The 16,333-nt window shown below is 62.8% G+C and carries 13 protein-coding genes; 7 read left to right on the plus strand and 6 right to left on the minus strand.

Annotated features, from left to right (window positions below; all coding sequences use genetic code 11):
- Window positions 1-26 precede the first annotated feature (26 nt).
- Window positions 27-1,658, minus strand: coding sequence for a class I SAM-dependent methyltransferase (locus DFR52_RS13360; RefSeq protein WP_110032462.1), 1,632 nt, complete (start codon window positions 1,656-1,658; stop codon window positions 27-29).
- 110 nt (window positions 1,659-1,768) lie between these two features.
- Here DFR52_RS13360 and wecB point away from each other — a divergent pair, with 110 nt between their 5' ends.
- From wecB to DFR52_RS13375, 3 genes are all read left to right on the plus strand, one after another.
- Window positions 1,769-2,872, plus strand: a complete 1,104-nt coding sequence (gene wecB, locus DFR52_RS13365; RefSeq protein WP_110032463.1) for a non-hydrolyzing UDP-N-acetylglucosamine 2-epimerase — start codon at window positions 1,769-1,771, stop codon at window positions 2,870-2,872.
- 94 nt (window positions 2,873-2,966) lie between these two features.
- Window positions 2,967-3,701, plus strand: coding sequence for an ABC transporter permease (locus tag DFR52_RS13370; RefSeq protein ID WP_158284959.1), 735 nt, complete (start codon window positions 2,967-2,969; stop codon window positions 3,699-3,701).
- 37 nt (window positions 3,702-3,738) lie between these two features.
- Window positions 3,739-4,554, plus strand: coding sequence for an ABC transporter ATP-binding protein (locus DFR52_RS13375; protein WP_158284960.1), 816 nt, complete (start codon window positions 3,739-3,741; stop codon window positions 4,552-4,554).
- Window positions 4,555-4,672: 118 nt separating this feature from the next.
- On the opposite strand, the gene DFR52_RS13380 is transcribed toward DFR52_RS13375, so the two are convergent.
- Entirely contained in the window at window positions 4,673-5,017 is a 345-nt protein-coding gene (locus tag DFR52_RS13380; RefSeq protein WP_110032466.1) for an EamA family transporter, read from the minus strand.
- A 105-nt stretch (window positions 5,018-5,122) separates the two neighbouring features.
- On the opposite strand from DFR52_RS13380, the gene DFR52_RS13385 reads away from it, so the two are divergent.
- From DFR52_RS13385 to DFR52_RS13400, 4 genes are all read left to right on the plus strand, one after another.
- A complete protein-coding gene (locus tag DFR52_RS13385; RefSeq protein WP_110032467.1) occupies window positions 5,123-5,809 on the plus strand; it encodes a class I SAM-dependent methyltransferase in 687 nt (228 codons plus the stop codon).
- 201 nt (window positions 5,810-6,010) lie between these two features.
- The gene (locus tag DFR52_RS13390; protein WP_210205829.1) at window positions 6,011-6,814 is read left to right on the plus strand and encodes a methyltransferase domain-containing protein; all 804 of its coding nucleotides are present in this window, start codon (window positions 6,011-6,013) and stop codon (window positions 6,812-6,814) included.
- A gap of 127 nt (window positions 6,815-6,941) precedes the next feature.
- Window positions 6,942-8,216: an NAD-dependent epimerase/dehydratase family protein gene (locus DFR52_RS13395; RefSeq protein WP_158284961.1), complete on the plus strand. Its 1,275-nt coding sequence runs from the start codon at window positions 6,942-6,944 to the stop codon at window positions 8,214-8,216.
- A complete protein-coding gene (locus DFR52_RS13400; RefSeq protein WP_210205830.1) occupies window positions 8,204-9,802 on the plus strand; it encodes a GMC family oxidoreductase in 1,599 nt (532 codons plus the stop codon). Before DFR52_RS13395 ends, DFR52_RS13400 begins: the two co-directional genes overlap by 13 nt.
- A 30-nt stretch (window positions 9,803-9,832) precedes the next feature.
- Here DFR52_RS13400 and DFR52_RS13405 read toward each other — a convergent pair whose 3' ends face one another.
- The 4 genes from DFR52_RS13405 to DFR52_RS13420 all read right to left on the minus strand — a co-directional run bounded on the left by DFR52_RS13405 (window position 9,833) and on the right by DFR52_RS13420 (window position 16,171).
- Window positions 9,833-10,816 carry a glycosyltransferase family 2 protein gene (locus DFR52_RS13405; protein ID WP_110032469.1) on the minus strand — a complete coding sequence of 328 codons (984 nt, stop codon included), beginning with the start codon at window positions 10,814-10,816 and terminating at the stop codon, window positions 9,833-9,835.
- Between the two features lie 150 nt (window positions 10,817-10,966).
- The gene (locus tag DFR52_RS13410; RefSeq protein ID WP_110032470.1) at window positions 10,967-13,357 is read right to left on the minus strand and encodes a hypothetical protein; all 2,391 of its coding nucleotides are present in this window, start codon (window positions 13,355-13,357) and stop codon (window positions 10,967-10,969) included.
- Between the two features lie 389 nt (window positions 13,358-13,746).
- The gene (locus tag DFR52_RS13415) at window positions 13,747-14,637 is read right to left on the minus strand and encodes a hypothetical protein (protein WP_110032471.1); all 891 of its coding nucleotides are present in this window, start codon (window positions 14,635-14,637) and stop codon (window positions 13,747-13,749) included.
- A 286-nt stretch (window positions 14,638-14,923) separates the two neighbouring features.
- The gene (locus DFR52_RS13420) at window positions 14,924-16,171 is read right to left on the minus strand and encodes a phage major capsid protein (protein ID WP_110032472.1); all 1,248 of its coding nucleotides are present in this window, start codon (window positions 16,169-16,171) and stop codon (window positions 14,924-14,926) included.
- Window positions 16,172-16,333: the final 162 nt, after the last annotated feature.

A 16,333-nucleotide genomic window follows, 5' to 3' on the forward strand; every position in this document is an offset into this window, starting at 1 on the left:
GGCTCCGAGGAAAGCTAGCGTGCCCCTTAGCCATTTCTCCGATATATTCCGTGAAGCTCCGTTGGACGTCCACCACTGAAAAAATAGTCCAACTCGGCCGACACAAGCGACTTGGCTGCCTGGACATCTTCCTCTCTCGAGAGGTCATAGTTGTCGAAATACACTTGGTTAGTCAGACGCCAGAGGAAACAGTTTCTCTTGTAAACGTCAATCGGCAGGAAATGACGGCCGAGCGTGGATTCGATATCTTCGCTTCTGATTCCCTCAAAGGTCGCTTCCGCGCAATCCTTGTTCGAGATTTCCCAGTCGATCTCTGATGTCAGCGCATTTCGCCGGAACCTTTCGGGAAGCATCCGAAAAACACGGTTCGCTTCAGTGAGAGCCTCGGAGTCCAAGCGATTTCCGTTCTTCCCCACCTGTTCACCAATCAGCCACACCTCCCCGCCGGGCCTTAGTGCATTCTGTATTTCCCGCCAGACATGCTCCAGTTCGACGACATGATGGACGCCTGAGACAAAGATGGCGACATCAAATTCTTCTGCGCCCAGTGAAAGCGAATTTACATCCTGGACGACGGTTTGGACCGTGCAGTGCTCGGGCATTGCAGCCGCCGCTTGGTTGAGCAAGCCCTGATTTATATCGACGAGCGTCAGGTGGACAGGTTTGTCGGTCGAGCGGATCAATGCCGCCTCAACCTGTGCGGCACCGGCACAGAACGACGCGATCCTGAGGTCGCCGTGGGCGGCAAGATCGGCCAAGCGCTGATGGAAATTGGGAGCCTTGCCCCGAATTCCATGGCTCAACATTCTGTGGGCAAAATGGAAGACGTCCTCACCGTCGAGCGGCTGCATTGTTGAAATATCAGGCTGCGGCTCAACTGTGGCCTTCGGATTTTTCGACGCCAACCGCGTGGCTGTCGCGGACTGAATCTGGCGTTTGCGACCATCGAACAGCTTGTGATCATAGACGCTTTCGAAATGGTTGATCTCATTCCTGACCCGAAGGTCGTGAAAAGCTCTCGCCCTGAGCAGGGGTATGTCTTGCCGGGGACCTATGACGAGCTCGGATATTGCCAGCCAGTCTGCGCTTGGATCGCCTTTCGGACCAGGATCGACGGATATGACCACGTCGGTCCTGCCCGGCGTCAGATAACCGAGACCAATCCGGATCTCACGCAGTTCGGCAGCGTCGTCATTTGTGACATGCACTCTGATGATTTCGGCATGCGCCGCGCGGATCAGCAGGTATAGCCCGTCCGAGGATATCCGTCTGAGTGCCCGACCAAACGCAATCATCAATTCCGTCGCGGGGCCCACATCGACCGACAGGGCCCATTGCTCTCCGGAAATCAGTATCAGGCTGGGACGTGTCATGCCGAAATGCGGAACCGGCTGCCAACGTGTCACTGCGGGAGTACCAGGAAGGCTGGACACTCTCAGGTTCACGTTATCCGTGAGAATAAAATGCGGCAATTCTCTCAAATTCTGCATATCGCCATCCAAGCGTCGTTCTTCTGTTACACCATAGCCGGAATAGACCAGATATCGCTCTCGCAGACGAATCGCCAAGGTCATCAAAGCATTGAACCACATGAAGTCAAATTTCCAGCAACCGATATGAACAATCGCCGACACATTAGAATGATAGGGTAGACTCATTCATTCCGGGCCGGCCAATCGATTTCCCACCCCTTCTCGTTGCGGGCGGATGGAAAACTTCCTCTCGTACTGTAAAAGCGGAAACCTCAGACGCCAAGACCGGAGCTCTCATGACTCGCAAGAAAATCCTCTGCATCGTCGGCACCCGACCGGAAGCCATCAAGATGGCGCCGGTGATCCTGACACTCCGGCAGGAGCCGTGGGCCGACGTGCATGTGCTCGCCACCGCGCAGCACCGGGACCTGCTCGACCAGGTGTTCGGCCATTTCCGCATCACGCCCGACAGCGACCTCGACGTGATGCGGCCCGACCAGACGCTGACCGCGCTCACCGCCCGGCTGCTGCTCGGCCTCGACGCCGTGCTGGACGCCTTCCGGCCCGACGCGGTGCTGGCGCAGGGCGACACGACGACGGTGATGACCTCGTCGCTCGCCTGCTTCTACCGCCGGATTGCCTTTGGCCATGTCGAGGCCGGGCTGCGCACCGGCGACATCGCCAATCCCTTTCCCGAGGAGGCCAACCGTGTGATCACCGGGCTCTTGGCCGACTGGCATTTCGCCCCCACCGAAAGCGCGCGGCAGAACCTGCTCCAAGCCGGTGTCGACGACGCCAGGATCTGGGTCACCGGCAACACCGTCATCGATTCGCTTTTGATGACGGCGGCGGACAAGCCGCGGCTCGGCTTCGATCTGCCGGCCAACCGGCGCCTGGTGCTGATCACCGCGCACCGGCGCGAGAATTTCGGCGCGCCGTTCGAGGACATCTGCCGCGGCATACGGCTGCTCGCCGAACGAAATCCGGAGGTGACGTTCCTCTATCCGGTGCACCCCAATCCGAATGTGAAGACCGTCGCCCATGCGAGACTCGGCGGCCTTGCCAATGTCATCCTCTCCGAGCCGCTCGGCTATGTCGACTTCGTCGCCGCCATGAGCCGGGCGCATGTGATCATCACCGATTCGGGCGGCGTGCAGGAAGAGGCGCCGGCGCTCGGCAAGCCGGTGATCGTGCTGCGCAACGAGACCGAGCGGCCCGACGCAGTGGAGGCCGGCGTCGTCGAACTCGTCGGCACCGACGCCGGCCGGCTGTCGGCCGCCGTGCAGCGGCTGCTCGACGACGACGATGCCTGGCGGGCCATGGCGCGCGGCGTTTCGCCCTATGGCGACGGCCACGCGGCCGGTCGCATTGTGGCTGCAATCCGCGCCCAGATGTCGTAGACCACGCCGGAGGCACGCCGCGGCGACTCGGCCAGCCTCCGTCAATGGGCCACCGGTCCGGAACAGTCCGGGCGCGGGGCCGGGGAAAGCCGCAATGACTCTCAGCCTGTTCCGTTTCCTGCTCCGCTACCGCCAGACCGCGCTCGGGCCCCTGTGGCTGCTGATCGGCCCGGCGCTGTTCATCGCGCTCCTCGGCAGCCTCTACGCCCAGATCGGATCGACCACGTCGGCCCAGTTCGTGCCGTTCCTTGCCATCGGCCTCATCACCTGGAACCTGCTCTCCGGCTTCACCACCCAGGCGGCGACCGTCTTCCAGCGCGACCGCGCCAGCCTGCTGCAGGGCGACATGACGCTTGGCCGCATCGCCATGATCGACGTCAACACCAACATACTGATGTTCCTGCACCAGGCGCTGATCATCGCCGCCGTCTTCCTCATCTACCGGGTGCCGCTCGGGCCCTACGCGCTGGTCAGCCTGCTCGGTCTCGCGATCGTCATCATCAACGGCGTCTGGGTGACCATGCTGCTCGGCATTCTCGGCGCCCGCTTCCGCGACCTCAGCGAGATCCTGCAGGCGATCATGCGCATCGCCTTCCTCGCGACGCCGATCATCTGGATGCCGGGCGAGGACGGGCGCGGCGGCGTGATGGGCCATTTCCTCGCCTTCAACCCGTTCTACCATTTCCTCGAGATCGTCCGCGCGCCACTGCTCGGAACCGCGATTGCGCCCTCAACCTGGGCCGTGGTGCTGGTGCTCAGCGCCTGCAACTGCCTTGCGAGCTGGTTCGTCACCCGCCGCTACGGCCGCTATGTGCCGCTGTGGATATGACGGGCGCAACCGATGCAACGAATCGAAAGGGCCAGCGATGACGGCTGAACTTCGGACGCCACGCGACCGGGACGCCCGGGAGAAGCCGCTGATCGAGGCGCGCGAGATCAGTCTGCATGTGCCGCTGGTCAAGCCCGGCGAGCGCAATCTGCTCGCAAGTCCCGGGCGGCTCATCCGCGACCTCTATCTCTCGCGCAGCACCAGGGTCAACGCCACCCTCATCGACGGCATCAGCTTCAGCCTGGCGCGCGGCGAGCGTCTCGGCCTGATCGGCTCCAACGGCGCCGGCAAGAGCACGCTGCTCCGGGTGCTGGCCGGGATCTACCAGCCCAGTTCCGGCACGCTGGCGGTGCAGGGCAGCGCCAAGGGCCTGTTCGACATTTCGCTCGGCATGCGGGCGGAAGCCACGGGGCTCGAGAACATCTATCTGCGCGGCCTGCAGATGGGGCTCGGGCTCAAGCGCATCCGCACGCTGATCCCGGCGGTGATGGCGTTCTCCGAGCTCGGCGAGGACATCGAGAAGCAGCTCAACACCTATTCGAGCGGCATGCGGCTCAGGCTCGCCATCGCCATCTCGACCATGGTCGAGCCCGACATCCTGCTGCTCGACGAATGGATCGGCGCCGGCGACGCCGCCTTCAACGAGAAGGTGAGGAAGCGGATGATGGAGCTGGTCGAGACCAGCCGCGGCCTGGTCCTCGCCACCCACAACACCGCCCTGATGAAATCGCTCTGCACCCATGGCATGGTGCTCGACAAGGGCAGGACGACGTTTCTGGGCCCGGTGGACGAGGCGCTGAAGTTCTATGCTGAACGGACGGCCGAGGGCGAGCCGGGGCTACGAAAACCCTGACCGCCGCGCGGCTGACGCATGTCGCCCGAAAGTGCAGCGGTTTCGGGATCACGACATGCATGATTGCAAAGAGCTGAGGCACATTGCGCGAATCCGAGTTCAAGCGATGTGCCTTGGGTCAGGCGTAAACCACGATCGTGCCCACCAGCATTATGACCAGGCCAATATATTGCCGGTTCGTCAGGACTTCGCCGAAGATCAGGAACGCGAAGACAAAGACCAGGCCCGAGCCCATGATCACGAAGGGATAGGCAAGCGAGAGCGGCACGCGGGTCAGGATGTACAACCACAGCACCATTGCCAGTCCATAAACGGCGAAAGACGCGTATATGAGCGGCGACGTGGCCAGATCCAGATAGGAGCGGGTATTGAGCATCTCCTTGGCTGCGAATTTCAGCATGATCTGGCCGGCAGTGATGCTGACAGCACAGATCAGACAGAGGACCAGTTCCAGACGACTCATATGGCGTTTCCCGTTGCGAAAGTGATGCCTACCGGGTTAAAGGGGGGCTGTCCACGTATCCGCAGTGCTGGCGGTTCAGTTCGCAACCGTGATTGGAATCTATCAATGGCCATGGAAAAGAAAGAGCTTTGGTCGACGGAGCACGCGGAAAAATATGAAAGCGAGAACTACGGCTCGGGAATGGCCGGCTATGTCATGCGTCGGAGCCACAGCCTTATCGAGGACGAATTTTCATCGGACAGGCATTTTTCAGATGTTCTCGAAGTCGGCGCCGGCAGCGGCATCCATCTGTCTTTCGTTCGCCACAGCTTCGACTCCTACACGATGACCGACGGTTACGAGCCCATGCTGGCCCAACTGGAAGCTGTCCGGGACCGTTCCGGCAATCCGAACGTGAGGGTCGAACTCAAGGACGCCGCAAGGCTCGATTATCCCGACAACACATTTGACCGCCTGATCGCCACCCACGTGCTCGAGCATATGCCATCCGCCCACATGGTGCTGGAGGAATGGAAACGGGTGGTGAAGCCCGGAGGGGTGATTTCCGTGGTCGTCCCCTGCGATCCCGGCATGGCCTGGCGCCTTGGGCGCTATTTCGGTCCCCGGGCAGCCGCAAAACGGCGGGGGATCGATTACGACTACATCCAAGCATTGGAACATGTGAACTCGATTACGAATCTCAACGCGATCACCGATCACCATTTCGCCGACCAACGAAAATACTGGTGGCCGTTACGATTCGAGCAGACGGACCTCAACTTGATCCTGGGAATCAATGCGATTGTTGCTTGAGCAGACGGGCGCAGGAATCCGGGCGACTGAACCTGATGCCTGTGCCGTTGAATCAGGCTTGCCGGCGCCAGAAGGCGCATCCCAGCTAGGGGTGAATCCGCCAGCTCAGTCCGGGTAAACAGCCGGATTTGCGATTGCAGCCATATGGCACTAGGAGTGGGAGATACTCCGATTTCCGCCCAAACATCACCGGGTTCATGAATGGCAAGGCTCATCAACAAGTTCATAAGCTCGATTCGCGATACCACAGTCGCGGATATCGACGTGGACGGAGATCACCGGCTTGCCATCCATGCCCGCATCTTCGAGAGCAAGCCGCTATTGCGGAGTGTCTTTTCCGAGCTCCACCGCACCTTCATCGCCCTGGACGAAAAGTATCTGAGCGGCGACGGACTGCGAATCGAGATCGGAGCTGGCGTAGCGCCGGTCAGGGATCTTGCGCCGGACGTCCTTGCAACCGATATCGTCCCGGGTCCCGGGCTCGATCGCGTGCTGGACGCCCAGGCGATGGACCTCGCCGATTCCTCGGTTCGCACCATCTTTGGCCAGAACTGTTTCCACCACCTGCCCGATCCGGAAGCCTTCTTCCGGGAATGCGAACGGGTCCTGAAGCCAGGTGGTGGCGTCATCCTGCTTGAGCCTTATCACGGTCCTTTCGGATCATTTCTCTTCAAGCGCCTTTTCACGACAGAGGGTTTCGACAAGAGATATCCATCATGGCAGACGCCTGTGGCCGGCCCCATGAACGGTGCAAACCAGGCATTGAGCTACATCGTTTTCAAGCGCGACAGGGATGAGTTCACCCTGAAATTTCCCGCACTCAGGATTGTCCACGAACAAACCTGTTCGAACTACCTCAAATACCTCGCCTCGGGCGGATTGAATTTTAGGCAGCTGTGCCCGAATTGGGCGATCCCCGCTGTCTCGCTCCTGCAGTTCATGTTGTTTCCATTGAACCGATGGCTTGCATTGCATCACATCATCGTCCTCCGGAAAGAGCCTTGAAAGCGATGCTGACGTGCGCCGAGACCGATTCACTTAATACATCCGCCGCATCGGTCCATTGCTGTTTCGTCCGGATCCATCTATCCAATCGTAGTTCCTATCCCCGGCTTCAATGGTCCCTGCAGATATGAAGATCATTGTCACCGGCGCAACGGGATACATCGGGGTCCGGCTGACCGATCTGGCCCGTCAACTGGGGCACGAAGTTATCTGCATGACGCGGCATGCGCATGCTTCGGACAAAGCCTGGATCAAGTTCGATCTTCTCGATCCAGCACCCCTCGAACTGCCTGCCGACACTGATGCGGTGATTCATCTTGCCATCACCCCTCACTCAAGGGCCGCAGACCCAGACTTCGAGTTTGAGGCAACCAGATTTCTGGTCGAAGCGACGCAGCGGGCAGGTGCCCGGATGGTTTTCGTTTCAAGCCAGACCGCGCGGCAGGATGCTCCCACCTCCTACGGCCGCCTGAAGTGGCAGATCGAGCAATTGGTGGGCAAGTCCGGCGGTCTCTCGGTCCGTCCCGGACAAGTCTATGGCGGAGCCGAAAAAGGCCTGTTCGGAGTGCTTGTTCATCTTGTCCGAACCCTGCCGGTCGTCCCCGCGTTCCTGCCCGCCCCGAAAGTGCGCCCAGTCCATGTGGATGACCTTGCCGCGGTACTGCTGGGCTGCGCGAGTGTGAACTATCCGTCCGGCACGGTGCTGTGCGTCGGTTCTGAGGAGCCGGTGTCGATGACACGATTCCTCACAACCATTGCCACCGTTCGGGTTCGTCGCTTGCGCCCCCCCATCCCGGTTCCTGTGATGGCAATCCGAATCCTCTCCCGCATGGTTGGACCGAGCCTGCGCAGCCGTCTGGGGCTCGTTCGGCTGATGTCGCTGATCGAATTGCCAGACATGGAGACAACTGACGATCTGCGAAGGACGGGCATAACCCTGCGTCCGCTATCGTCGGGAATGACAGTATCGGGAAATGATCGACGCCGGAGGCTGGCGGCCGAAGGGCGTGCCCTGCTATCCTATGTATTGAAGGCCGATCCGGCGCCGGGTCTGATCAGGCGGTATGTGCGATGCGTGGAGACAACCAGGTCACCACGACCAATGGACCTCCCCGGTATCTTTTTACGGTATCCAGCGGCTTTGGCACTGCTGGATTCACCGGCCATCCGGAAGCTTGATTGCGCAGGGGAGTTTGCCTGGCGGCTCGACGCTGCCGTCCTATTGGCCGAAGCCACAGTCGCTGGATCCAGACGCTTTCTTGAGATCAATCGGCCCGTGGGACGCACCCGCAGTCTGTTCCGGCTGGGCCACGCGGTGCATATGGAAGCCTGGTGGCGCCTGCTCGCGCTGGCGGGCAGGCCGGTTGTTGACCAGATAATTCGAAAGACATGGCAGAGCTGATGGCTGCAGATTTCGACATCATCGTCATCGGCAGCGGCCCCGCCGGTGTATCCGTCAGCTTCCCCCTTGTTGAGGCCGGACTGAAAGTCCTGATGGTGGACGGTGGACGCGAACCGGACTCTCCATCCCCTTCATCCCCGTTTCTTGTTGGGCGCTCCGAGGACCGCAGCCAGTGGAAGTGGATGATCGGAGAGGACTTCCATGCGCTCCGGGACGATTCAGGTTCGCCCAAGATGCGTGTCCCGGGACACGCCTTCGTTTTCGACGGTTTCGGCGATGCCAATCGCATCGGCGCCAGCGATTACGTTGCGATCGGCTCGCTGGCCCGAGGCGGGTTGTCGAATGCCTGGGGCTGCGGGGTTGCCACGCTTTCGCAGGACGAGATGCGGGAATTTCCGTTCCCGCGCACTGAGCTTGAGCCGTCCTATGCCGCCGTCGCCCGGCGCATCGGAATCAGCGGTGCCGAGAACGATGATATGGCTGACTATTTCGGCCTTGATGCTTGGGCGGATCCACCAATCCGGGCCGACGCTCTCAATGCCCGGCTTCTTGAGCGCTACTCCGAGATTCCGAACGCGGCGTCTGCGCTTGGCTTCCGCCTTGGGCGGTCACGGACAGCCGTTCTCCAGACGGATCGAGGTGCGCGAAAGGCCTGCGATCTGTCCGGTAACTGCCTGTGGGGCTGCGACCGGCGCTCGCTCTACACAGCGACCGAAGACCTGTCCGCACTGAAGAAGCACACAAACTTCGTCTACAGGCCAGGTTTTGTGGTCGAAAAACTGATTGACAAGAATGGATGGCACCAGGTGCTGGGATCCGGCCCGGATGGGAACACGACTTATGGTGCGCCCAGGCTCGCCCTTGCCGCTGGAACCCTGGCAAGTACGCGGCTTTCGCTGCAACTCATTGGCCATCGTCTCCCCGTGCCGATGCAGGCATGTCCCTCCGCTGCCTTCATGGTCTGGATTCCGGTGATGCTTGGGCGAAGACGTGAACCAGCGTTCGGACTGGGGCAATTGTCATTCGCGATGGACCTGGCTGGAGGTGCCGGCGCTTTCGGCTCGCTGTTCAATCCGACGGGCATCCCCATTGCGGAGTTCAGTCGGCACATGCCGTTTCGCAAGCGTTTTGGCATCGACATTCTCGCAACACTGATGAGTTCATGTCTCGCCGGAAACGTCTTCCTGCCCGGCCGACTGTCGACGGCAACCGTGACCTTGGGTGGCAGTGGTCAGTTGCATGTGCAAGGCGCTTACGCGACGGAGGTCGCCAGCCTGATGTTGGAGGCCGAGAAGCTTTTGCGTAGAGCATTCCGCAGACTCGGTGCTGTGATGCTGCCGGGCAGCTTTACAATCGGCCGCCCCGGAGGTGACATCCACTATGCCGCCACCCTGCCGATGCGGGCGGCACCGACAATCGGAGAAACAGACAGCCTTGGCGAGCTTTATGGCGTCAGCGGCATCCACGTTGTCGATGGAGCCAGCCTGACCGATTTGACCGAAAAATCCCACACTTTGACTATCATGGCTAATGCCGACCGCATTGGGCGCAGAATTGTTGCCGCCAGGAGCCAGCCGGCCGGTTAGATGCCCGGAAAATGGCAGCCCTGATACTCCTCACGACCGAAAGTGTTCCTGTGAACTGATGGGACTGGTCGGCACGCGCGACACGTCGAACGCCAGTGCCGCCAGCAGCAGTTGCGCGCCGAGGATGACCGGCAGCGAGGCGATCATGATGGTGCCGACCGGCGTCGGCACCCCGGCCATGCCGTAGGAGATCCAGTTGACCAGGCCGAACAGGGTGCCGAAGCCGAACAGCAGCAGGCCGGTCACGGTCTCGATCGAGCCCACATTGAAATCGCGCATCAGGTAGGAATAGACGAAGCGCTTGAAGAAATTGCGCAGATAAAGTTTCGGGAACTCGCGCAGCACCCGCCGGATGTTGAGCGTGCTGATCTCCTCGCCGTAGATGGCCCGCATTGGCACATCGCGGACTACGGCACGCGCCAGATAGAGCCTGAACAGCATGTCGGATTCGAAGAAGAAGCGCGTGGAGATCTTGCCGAGCGGCAGTTGCGCCAGCGCCGAGCGGTGGATGGCGGTGAAGCCGTTGGTCGGGTCCATCACGTCCCAGTAGCCCGAGGACACCTTGCTGACGAAGGACAGCGCCGCGTTGCCAACCAGCCGGATCTTCGGCATCCGCTCCAGGTCCTCGATCGAGAAGAAGCGGTTGCCCTTGGTGTAGTCGGCGCGGCCCTGCAGGATCGGCGCCACCAGCGCCGGGATGTTGGCGGGATCCATCTGGCCGTCGCCATCGACCTTGATCATGATGTCCATGCCGTCGGCGAGCGCCCGGCTGTAGCCGGTCATCACCGCGCCGCCGACGCCGAGATTGGTGTCGTGAAAGATCACCGTGACGGCCTCGCCGAAACCCGCCGCGACGACCAACCGGCCCGCGCCTTCGCTGCACTTGTCATCGATGACGTAGACCCGCTCGACATAGGGCAGCAGGCCCGAGACGACGGCGACGATGTGGTCGGCGCAATGGTAGCAGGGAACAATGGCCGAGATGCGCTCGGGCTTGCTGTCGATCATGGTCATGCTGTGTGCCATCCTGCGGTTGCCTCATGCGGGTTTAGCAAGCGGCATCGCGCCCGCACAACCCCGACAAACCGGCCATGGTTTTTGATAGGCGCGCGATCCGGCGCGGGGCACGCAGGCGCCGCTCGCCACGGTCGGGATATACCGGGCTCACTGCGGCCGGTACCAGTAGCCCGCGCGTTCTACCGCGAGGCCCTCCGGAAACTGGTAGAACACCACAAGCGACGCATTCCTGCCGTCCGCCGCCAGCAGCGGCGACCGCCAGCTTGCCTGCCGGTTGTCGCAAAGCCCGAAAGCGGGAAAACTGTCCCGCCATTGGCCTCCAACTATGTTGACCCGGAGAATGGTGCCGGATTCACGACAGACATAATCTATCTGCCAGGCGAAGCTACCCTTTTCCGGTGTCGCCTGGTATTGCTGCCGGCCGGGGATCGCCGGCACCTCGATGAACCGGTCGAAGCGGATCTCGTCCCGGAGGTGGAACACCAGCAGGCTGCCCTCCTGGTCCACCTGTTGCGAGGAATCGCGCAGCAACGCCAGGGTTGCGCTGTCGAGGCGGGTACTGTCGTAGCGGCCCACCACGACGGCGTCGATGTTCTCGTCGGCAAGGAAGGCCGCAAATTCCTCCGCGCCTTTCTTGAGGGCCGTACCGATCCTTGTGGCGGCCGGGTGGTCATACCAGCCGTTTTCCAGCGTCTCGCCGATGGAGACCGCCTGGCCGCCGAGATCGAGGATCCGACCCTGCTGCCCATAGCGTCTCGACAGGTCATCGGCGATCCTCTGCCGGTCCAGCTTGTGGTCGTAGAGGGCTGCGTGGGCGGCCTTCGGCGAGTCCGCCAGCGCGAAGGTCCCGGCGCCGTAGCCATACCGCGGGATCAACGCGATATGGCCGGTGAGCATGATGACGAAGAAGCCGGTCCAGAGCCGCCGGTGGTTCCCCTGCAGGACGAACAGCACCGCCGGCACGAGGAGGGCCAGACTGGGAGCGACATAGCGTGACGAATTCTGCGCCCAGGACAGCAGCACCGTCGCGATCAGGAAGGTCGCGGCGGTGAGCCAGATCCCCGCAGCGACGTCGCGGCGGAGCAAGGCCCGGGCAACCGCATAGAAGGCCACCACCGCGCCGAAGAGATAGGACAGGCCCAGTTTTCCGTCCACCGCGCCGCTGACGCTGTAGGCTCCGGTGTTGACCGTCATGTCCCAAAACAGCGCCGGATGCAGATAGCCGCTGTGGACAGAGACGAAAACATGGGTGCCGAAGAACGGACTCTGCCACTTCTCGTTTTCGAAGGGGAAGAATGGATTGCCGGTCACGTAATAGACAAAGAGCAAATAGGAAACCGGCAGGATCAGAGCGGAAACGGCGGTAATTGCTATCTTGCTGTATTTCTCTTGAAACCGCTTGCTGGCCGCGATGTAGGCTGTCAGGGCAATCGCCAGGAATGCAATCGAAAAGACCAGCGTGTATTTCGATATGAAGGCCAGGCCAAGGATCAGCCCTGCCCAAATGGCATTGCGATATGTGAAGCCGTCGGTCTCCGTTTCGGAAGACACGATCCGCAGGCACCAGAATACCATGACCGCCGTCATCAGTAGCGCCGAATTGTCAACAAACCCGCTGAGCGTAACGTTGTAGAAGGCCGGCACAAGGATGCAGACAGCCGTACCCAACAGGATGGCGGTGTGCGGCAGGCGCGCGCCCAGCCGGGAGCCGGCGCTGGCGAGCACATAGAACGCAAAGAGAAAGATCGACAGATTCCAGATCTTGGCCGCGTGCAGATCCTGCGCCAGCGTCGCCGACGCGGTCTGGCCCCACAGTTCGATCAGCGGCAGCAGATTGATGGTCCGCTTGGTCGGGTCGATGGTGAGGGCGCCGTCGCGCAGGATGTCGGTGATCATCGGCCGGTAGGCGGCGATGGAGTCCGAGCCGTTGTCGGGGACTGTCGCGAAATAGACAAGGATGATCGCGCCGGCGAAGACCAGAAACAGGATGGCGAGGTCGGTGAGAGCGGATGTCGCATCCTGCGCGCGCCTGCTCAGAATGCTGCCGGGACGCAGCTTCCCGCGACAGAACCAGCCGGCAGCGGCGATCGGGATGAGGTGGAAGGTGGCGATCACCCAAGGGGTAAAGACCCCGAGATGGACCAGGCACAGCAGCGCCACGGAATAGACCACGTAGCCGATGATGAGGGCGCCGGCGACCTGATCGTTGCTCTCCACCCGGCCGGGCGCGAACAGCAGGCCGAGGGCAAAGACCGTGCACCATTGGAAGACGACGATCATCAGCGCCGGCGTGTGGCCCAGAAGCATCAGCGGGACGGCAACGGAGGCGAGCAGCAGCCCCGGCAGCGCGCGGGGAAAGCGCAGCGCCATGAGCGCCAGCACCAGGCCGCCGGCCAGGGCCGAACCGTAGACCGGGATCCAGTCGGAACCGATGTCGAAGGCGGATTTCATGGCGAGCTGGAAGACCGCCGCCGCCATCAGCACCAGGAGAGCGAGGACCAGCGCGGCCTCGGCGTCAATGCGGGAGAAAAGCTTCATATCGACATCCATGGCTGTGGGCGTGAACGCGGCGGCCGGCGGCCGTGCCCTGTCGCCATTGCGGGCAGCTGACACGCCCACCCCTCCTCTGGCGGCCCCACAATCCGGCGAGACCATGAGCAGCCGGAAACCGGATGAACGGCCATCAGGCGAACGGCGAGGTCTCATCCAAGCCGGCGGCACCCGCTTCATATTCAACACTTGCCGCCAACACAAGCGCGGGGCGCGGCGCCGGACAACCGAAGTCGCGGCAGACGCAGTGAGGGCCGGGCTGCTGGCGCGCGGCCGGCCGTGGGACGGATCAGCGACTGTTCGGCGGGACTGCCGGCAGGAAGCCGTCCGTTGCGGCGCCAGCCGCCCTAGCTACTGAGGGAACCCCTGCAGGCACGTCAATCCGGCTGCTCGACCAGTTGCAGACGGATGTCCTCGATGCGGATGCCGCCACCCGTGCCGGAGGTGTCGGCCCAGATGCCGATATAATCCTCTCCTTCATCCTGAAGACGTTTCGGCACAGTGTAGTCGAAGCTCCAGGATTGCAGGCGCGAATCTGGCGCGAATTTTCGCCAGCCGCTATTGCCGACACTCGCCGTGGAATAGGCAACCGCGAATTCCGCCGACGGCCGGTCGGCAACCGTCGCGGCACGGATAGTCACCCTCACCGTGCGGCCGCTGGCCAGATCCTCGACCTCGGGCGACAGCGCAATGAACGCGCCTCCAGTGGTGTAACCGCTCGTCGGATCTTCGGCCGTCGACCGGAGCGTGAAGGCCACGTCGCCAGGGCTGCGATCAATGGTGTTGTCCGCCGCCGCCGTGATCGGGGTGCCGGCATCGAGCGTGAACAGCGGCCGGTCCGCCGAAGTCGGAAAGAGTGCGGGAAAGAAACCGGCCCACCAGGCAAAGGCCGCCGCGAGGATGCAGGCCAGCCCGAGGAGCGCGCCGACCGGCCCGGCGCGAAACGACCGGGCTCCGGCTTGTTCGGGTGGGCGGCCCGCATCGTTGGCCACGTCGAAGACCTCGGGACCGGCGGAGACGTCTGGGGAGCCTGAGACATCCGGCCAGGCTGGTTCATCGGCGCCGAGCTGCCGGCGCGCTTCGGCAAGCGCCTGGTCGATCCTCTCCTGCATCTGGCGGCGGCGATCGCCGTCAATGGCGCGCTCGTCCATCCAGCGCTCCATTTTCCGCACCGCGGTTTCCATGCCGGCTTCAGCGCCCTGGGGATCGGTGCGCGCGGCATCCACGATCCGTTTGACCAGTGGTGAGTCAGGCATCTGGTCTGTCATTGCGGCTCCCTCAGCACTCGATCATGGTCGTCACCACCGTCCGTCCGGTCCGGTCCCGCAGCATGGCAAAGACCGATTCCGCAGGCAAGAAGCGCAATCGGGCAGGGGCGGCCCCCTGGTCGATAGCGGCTTGCTGCCCGCCTATAGCACAGCCGTTTCCCAAAGGTCGAACCAATGCCTGGTCGATGCTCCGGGACGCGGAGATTGAGGGCAGAAGGATGATGGCGCCGCCGCCAAAGGCGCGGCCATGACAGCCGCGCCCTTGTGAGTTCAATGCTCCCGCCGCTCAGAACGTGAGCAGTCGGAGCGCATTGAAGTCGGTGATGCCGCCGCCGACGCGCTTGGTGGCGTAGAAGAGCACGTAGGGCTTGGCCGAATAGGGATCGCGCAGGATCTGCACGCCCTGGCGGTCGACGATGAGATAGGCGCGGCGGAAGTCGCCGAACGCGATGGCCGGCGCGCCCGGGGCGATGTCGGGCATGTCCTCGCATTCCTCGACGCGGAAGCCCATCAGGCTGGTCTCCAGCCCCTCGCCCAGCCGCGGTTGCCAGAGATAGTCGCCATCGGCGTTCTTGAGCCGGCGCACGGCGCTCAGCGTCATGCGGTTCATGAGAAAGACGCCGTTGCGGCGGTAGCGGGCGCCGAGCGAATGCACCAGGTCGAGCAGCACGTCGGCGGGCGCGTCGGGATCGAAATCGCCCGGAGTGCCGGTCGCAAGCGTGCCGACCTGGCCGAAGCCGGCGGCGTCATGGGCGACGCGCGGATAGGCGAGGATGCCGCGCGGCATGGTCAGGCCGTCGCCCTCGATGAAGGCGCGGGTCTCCTGCTCGCCGAAGGCGGTGGCCATTTCGCCCACCAGCCAGGTCTCGATGTCGACCACCGAATCGTCGAGCAGCTGCTTGGTGGCCGCCGGGCAGGCATAGAGCTCCATGGCGGGGAAGCCGAGCTCGGCCAGCTGCGGGGTGCTGGTCTCGACGCGGGCGGCGGTTTCGGCCACCCAGCCGGAGCCGGCGCCCGAGACCACGAAGGGCCGCTTGTAGAGGCTGGTGGAGATGGTGAGCGCGGAGGCGAGCGCGCGGATCGGCGATTCGTCGCGCAGCGCGGCCGTCAGCGCGGTCTCGGTCTCGTCAGGGACGAGATAGCCGCCATCGGCCTCGGAGCCGACGCTCATGCCCTTGCCCTCGAGCCCCTCGTAGCCATCGGTGCGGCCCTTGCGGACATAGGCGTTCATCGCCGCGCGGACCTCGCCGTCGCCGCCTGGGCCGCCGAGAGGGGGCCGGGCGGCGCGGACCACCAGCCGGTCGAAATCGGCCAGCGCGGTGTCGAGCCGGCGCAGCTTGTCCTCGGTGAGCGCGTCGGCGGAGCCGCGGCGCTCGAGCTGCGCCAGGCGGGCGTCGTTGGTGGCGCGGAACTCGCGAAAAGCCTCGCCGAATTCGTCGAAGGCCTCGGCGATGTCGAAGTCGGCGGCGGGGGCAACACCGGCGGCGGCTTCCGGCTGGCGGGCCTCGCCGGCCTCCTGGATCTGATGGGTCATGGGACGTCTCCTGTGGTTGAATTGGATGCAGGATCATCGCATGGCGGGCGGGAGGGTGGACGAAAGGGCACCCTTTTTTCCGCGGGGAGCCGGGTGGGCCTGGCCAAGCGGCTGATTTTCCACAACCCGTCCGATGCCGCGGGATGGCCGCGGGGTCGGAGT

It is taken from the genome of Hoeflea marina (assembly GCF_003182275.1).
In the GTDB taxonomy this organism is placed as follows: domain Bacteria; phylum Pseudomonadota; class Alphaproteobacteria; order Rhizobiales; family Rhizobiaceae; genus Hoeflea; species Hoeflea marina.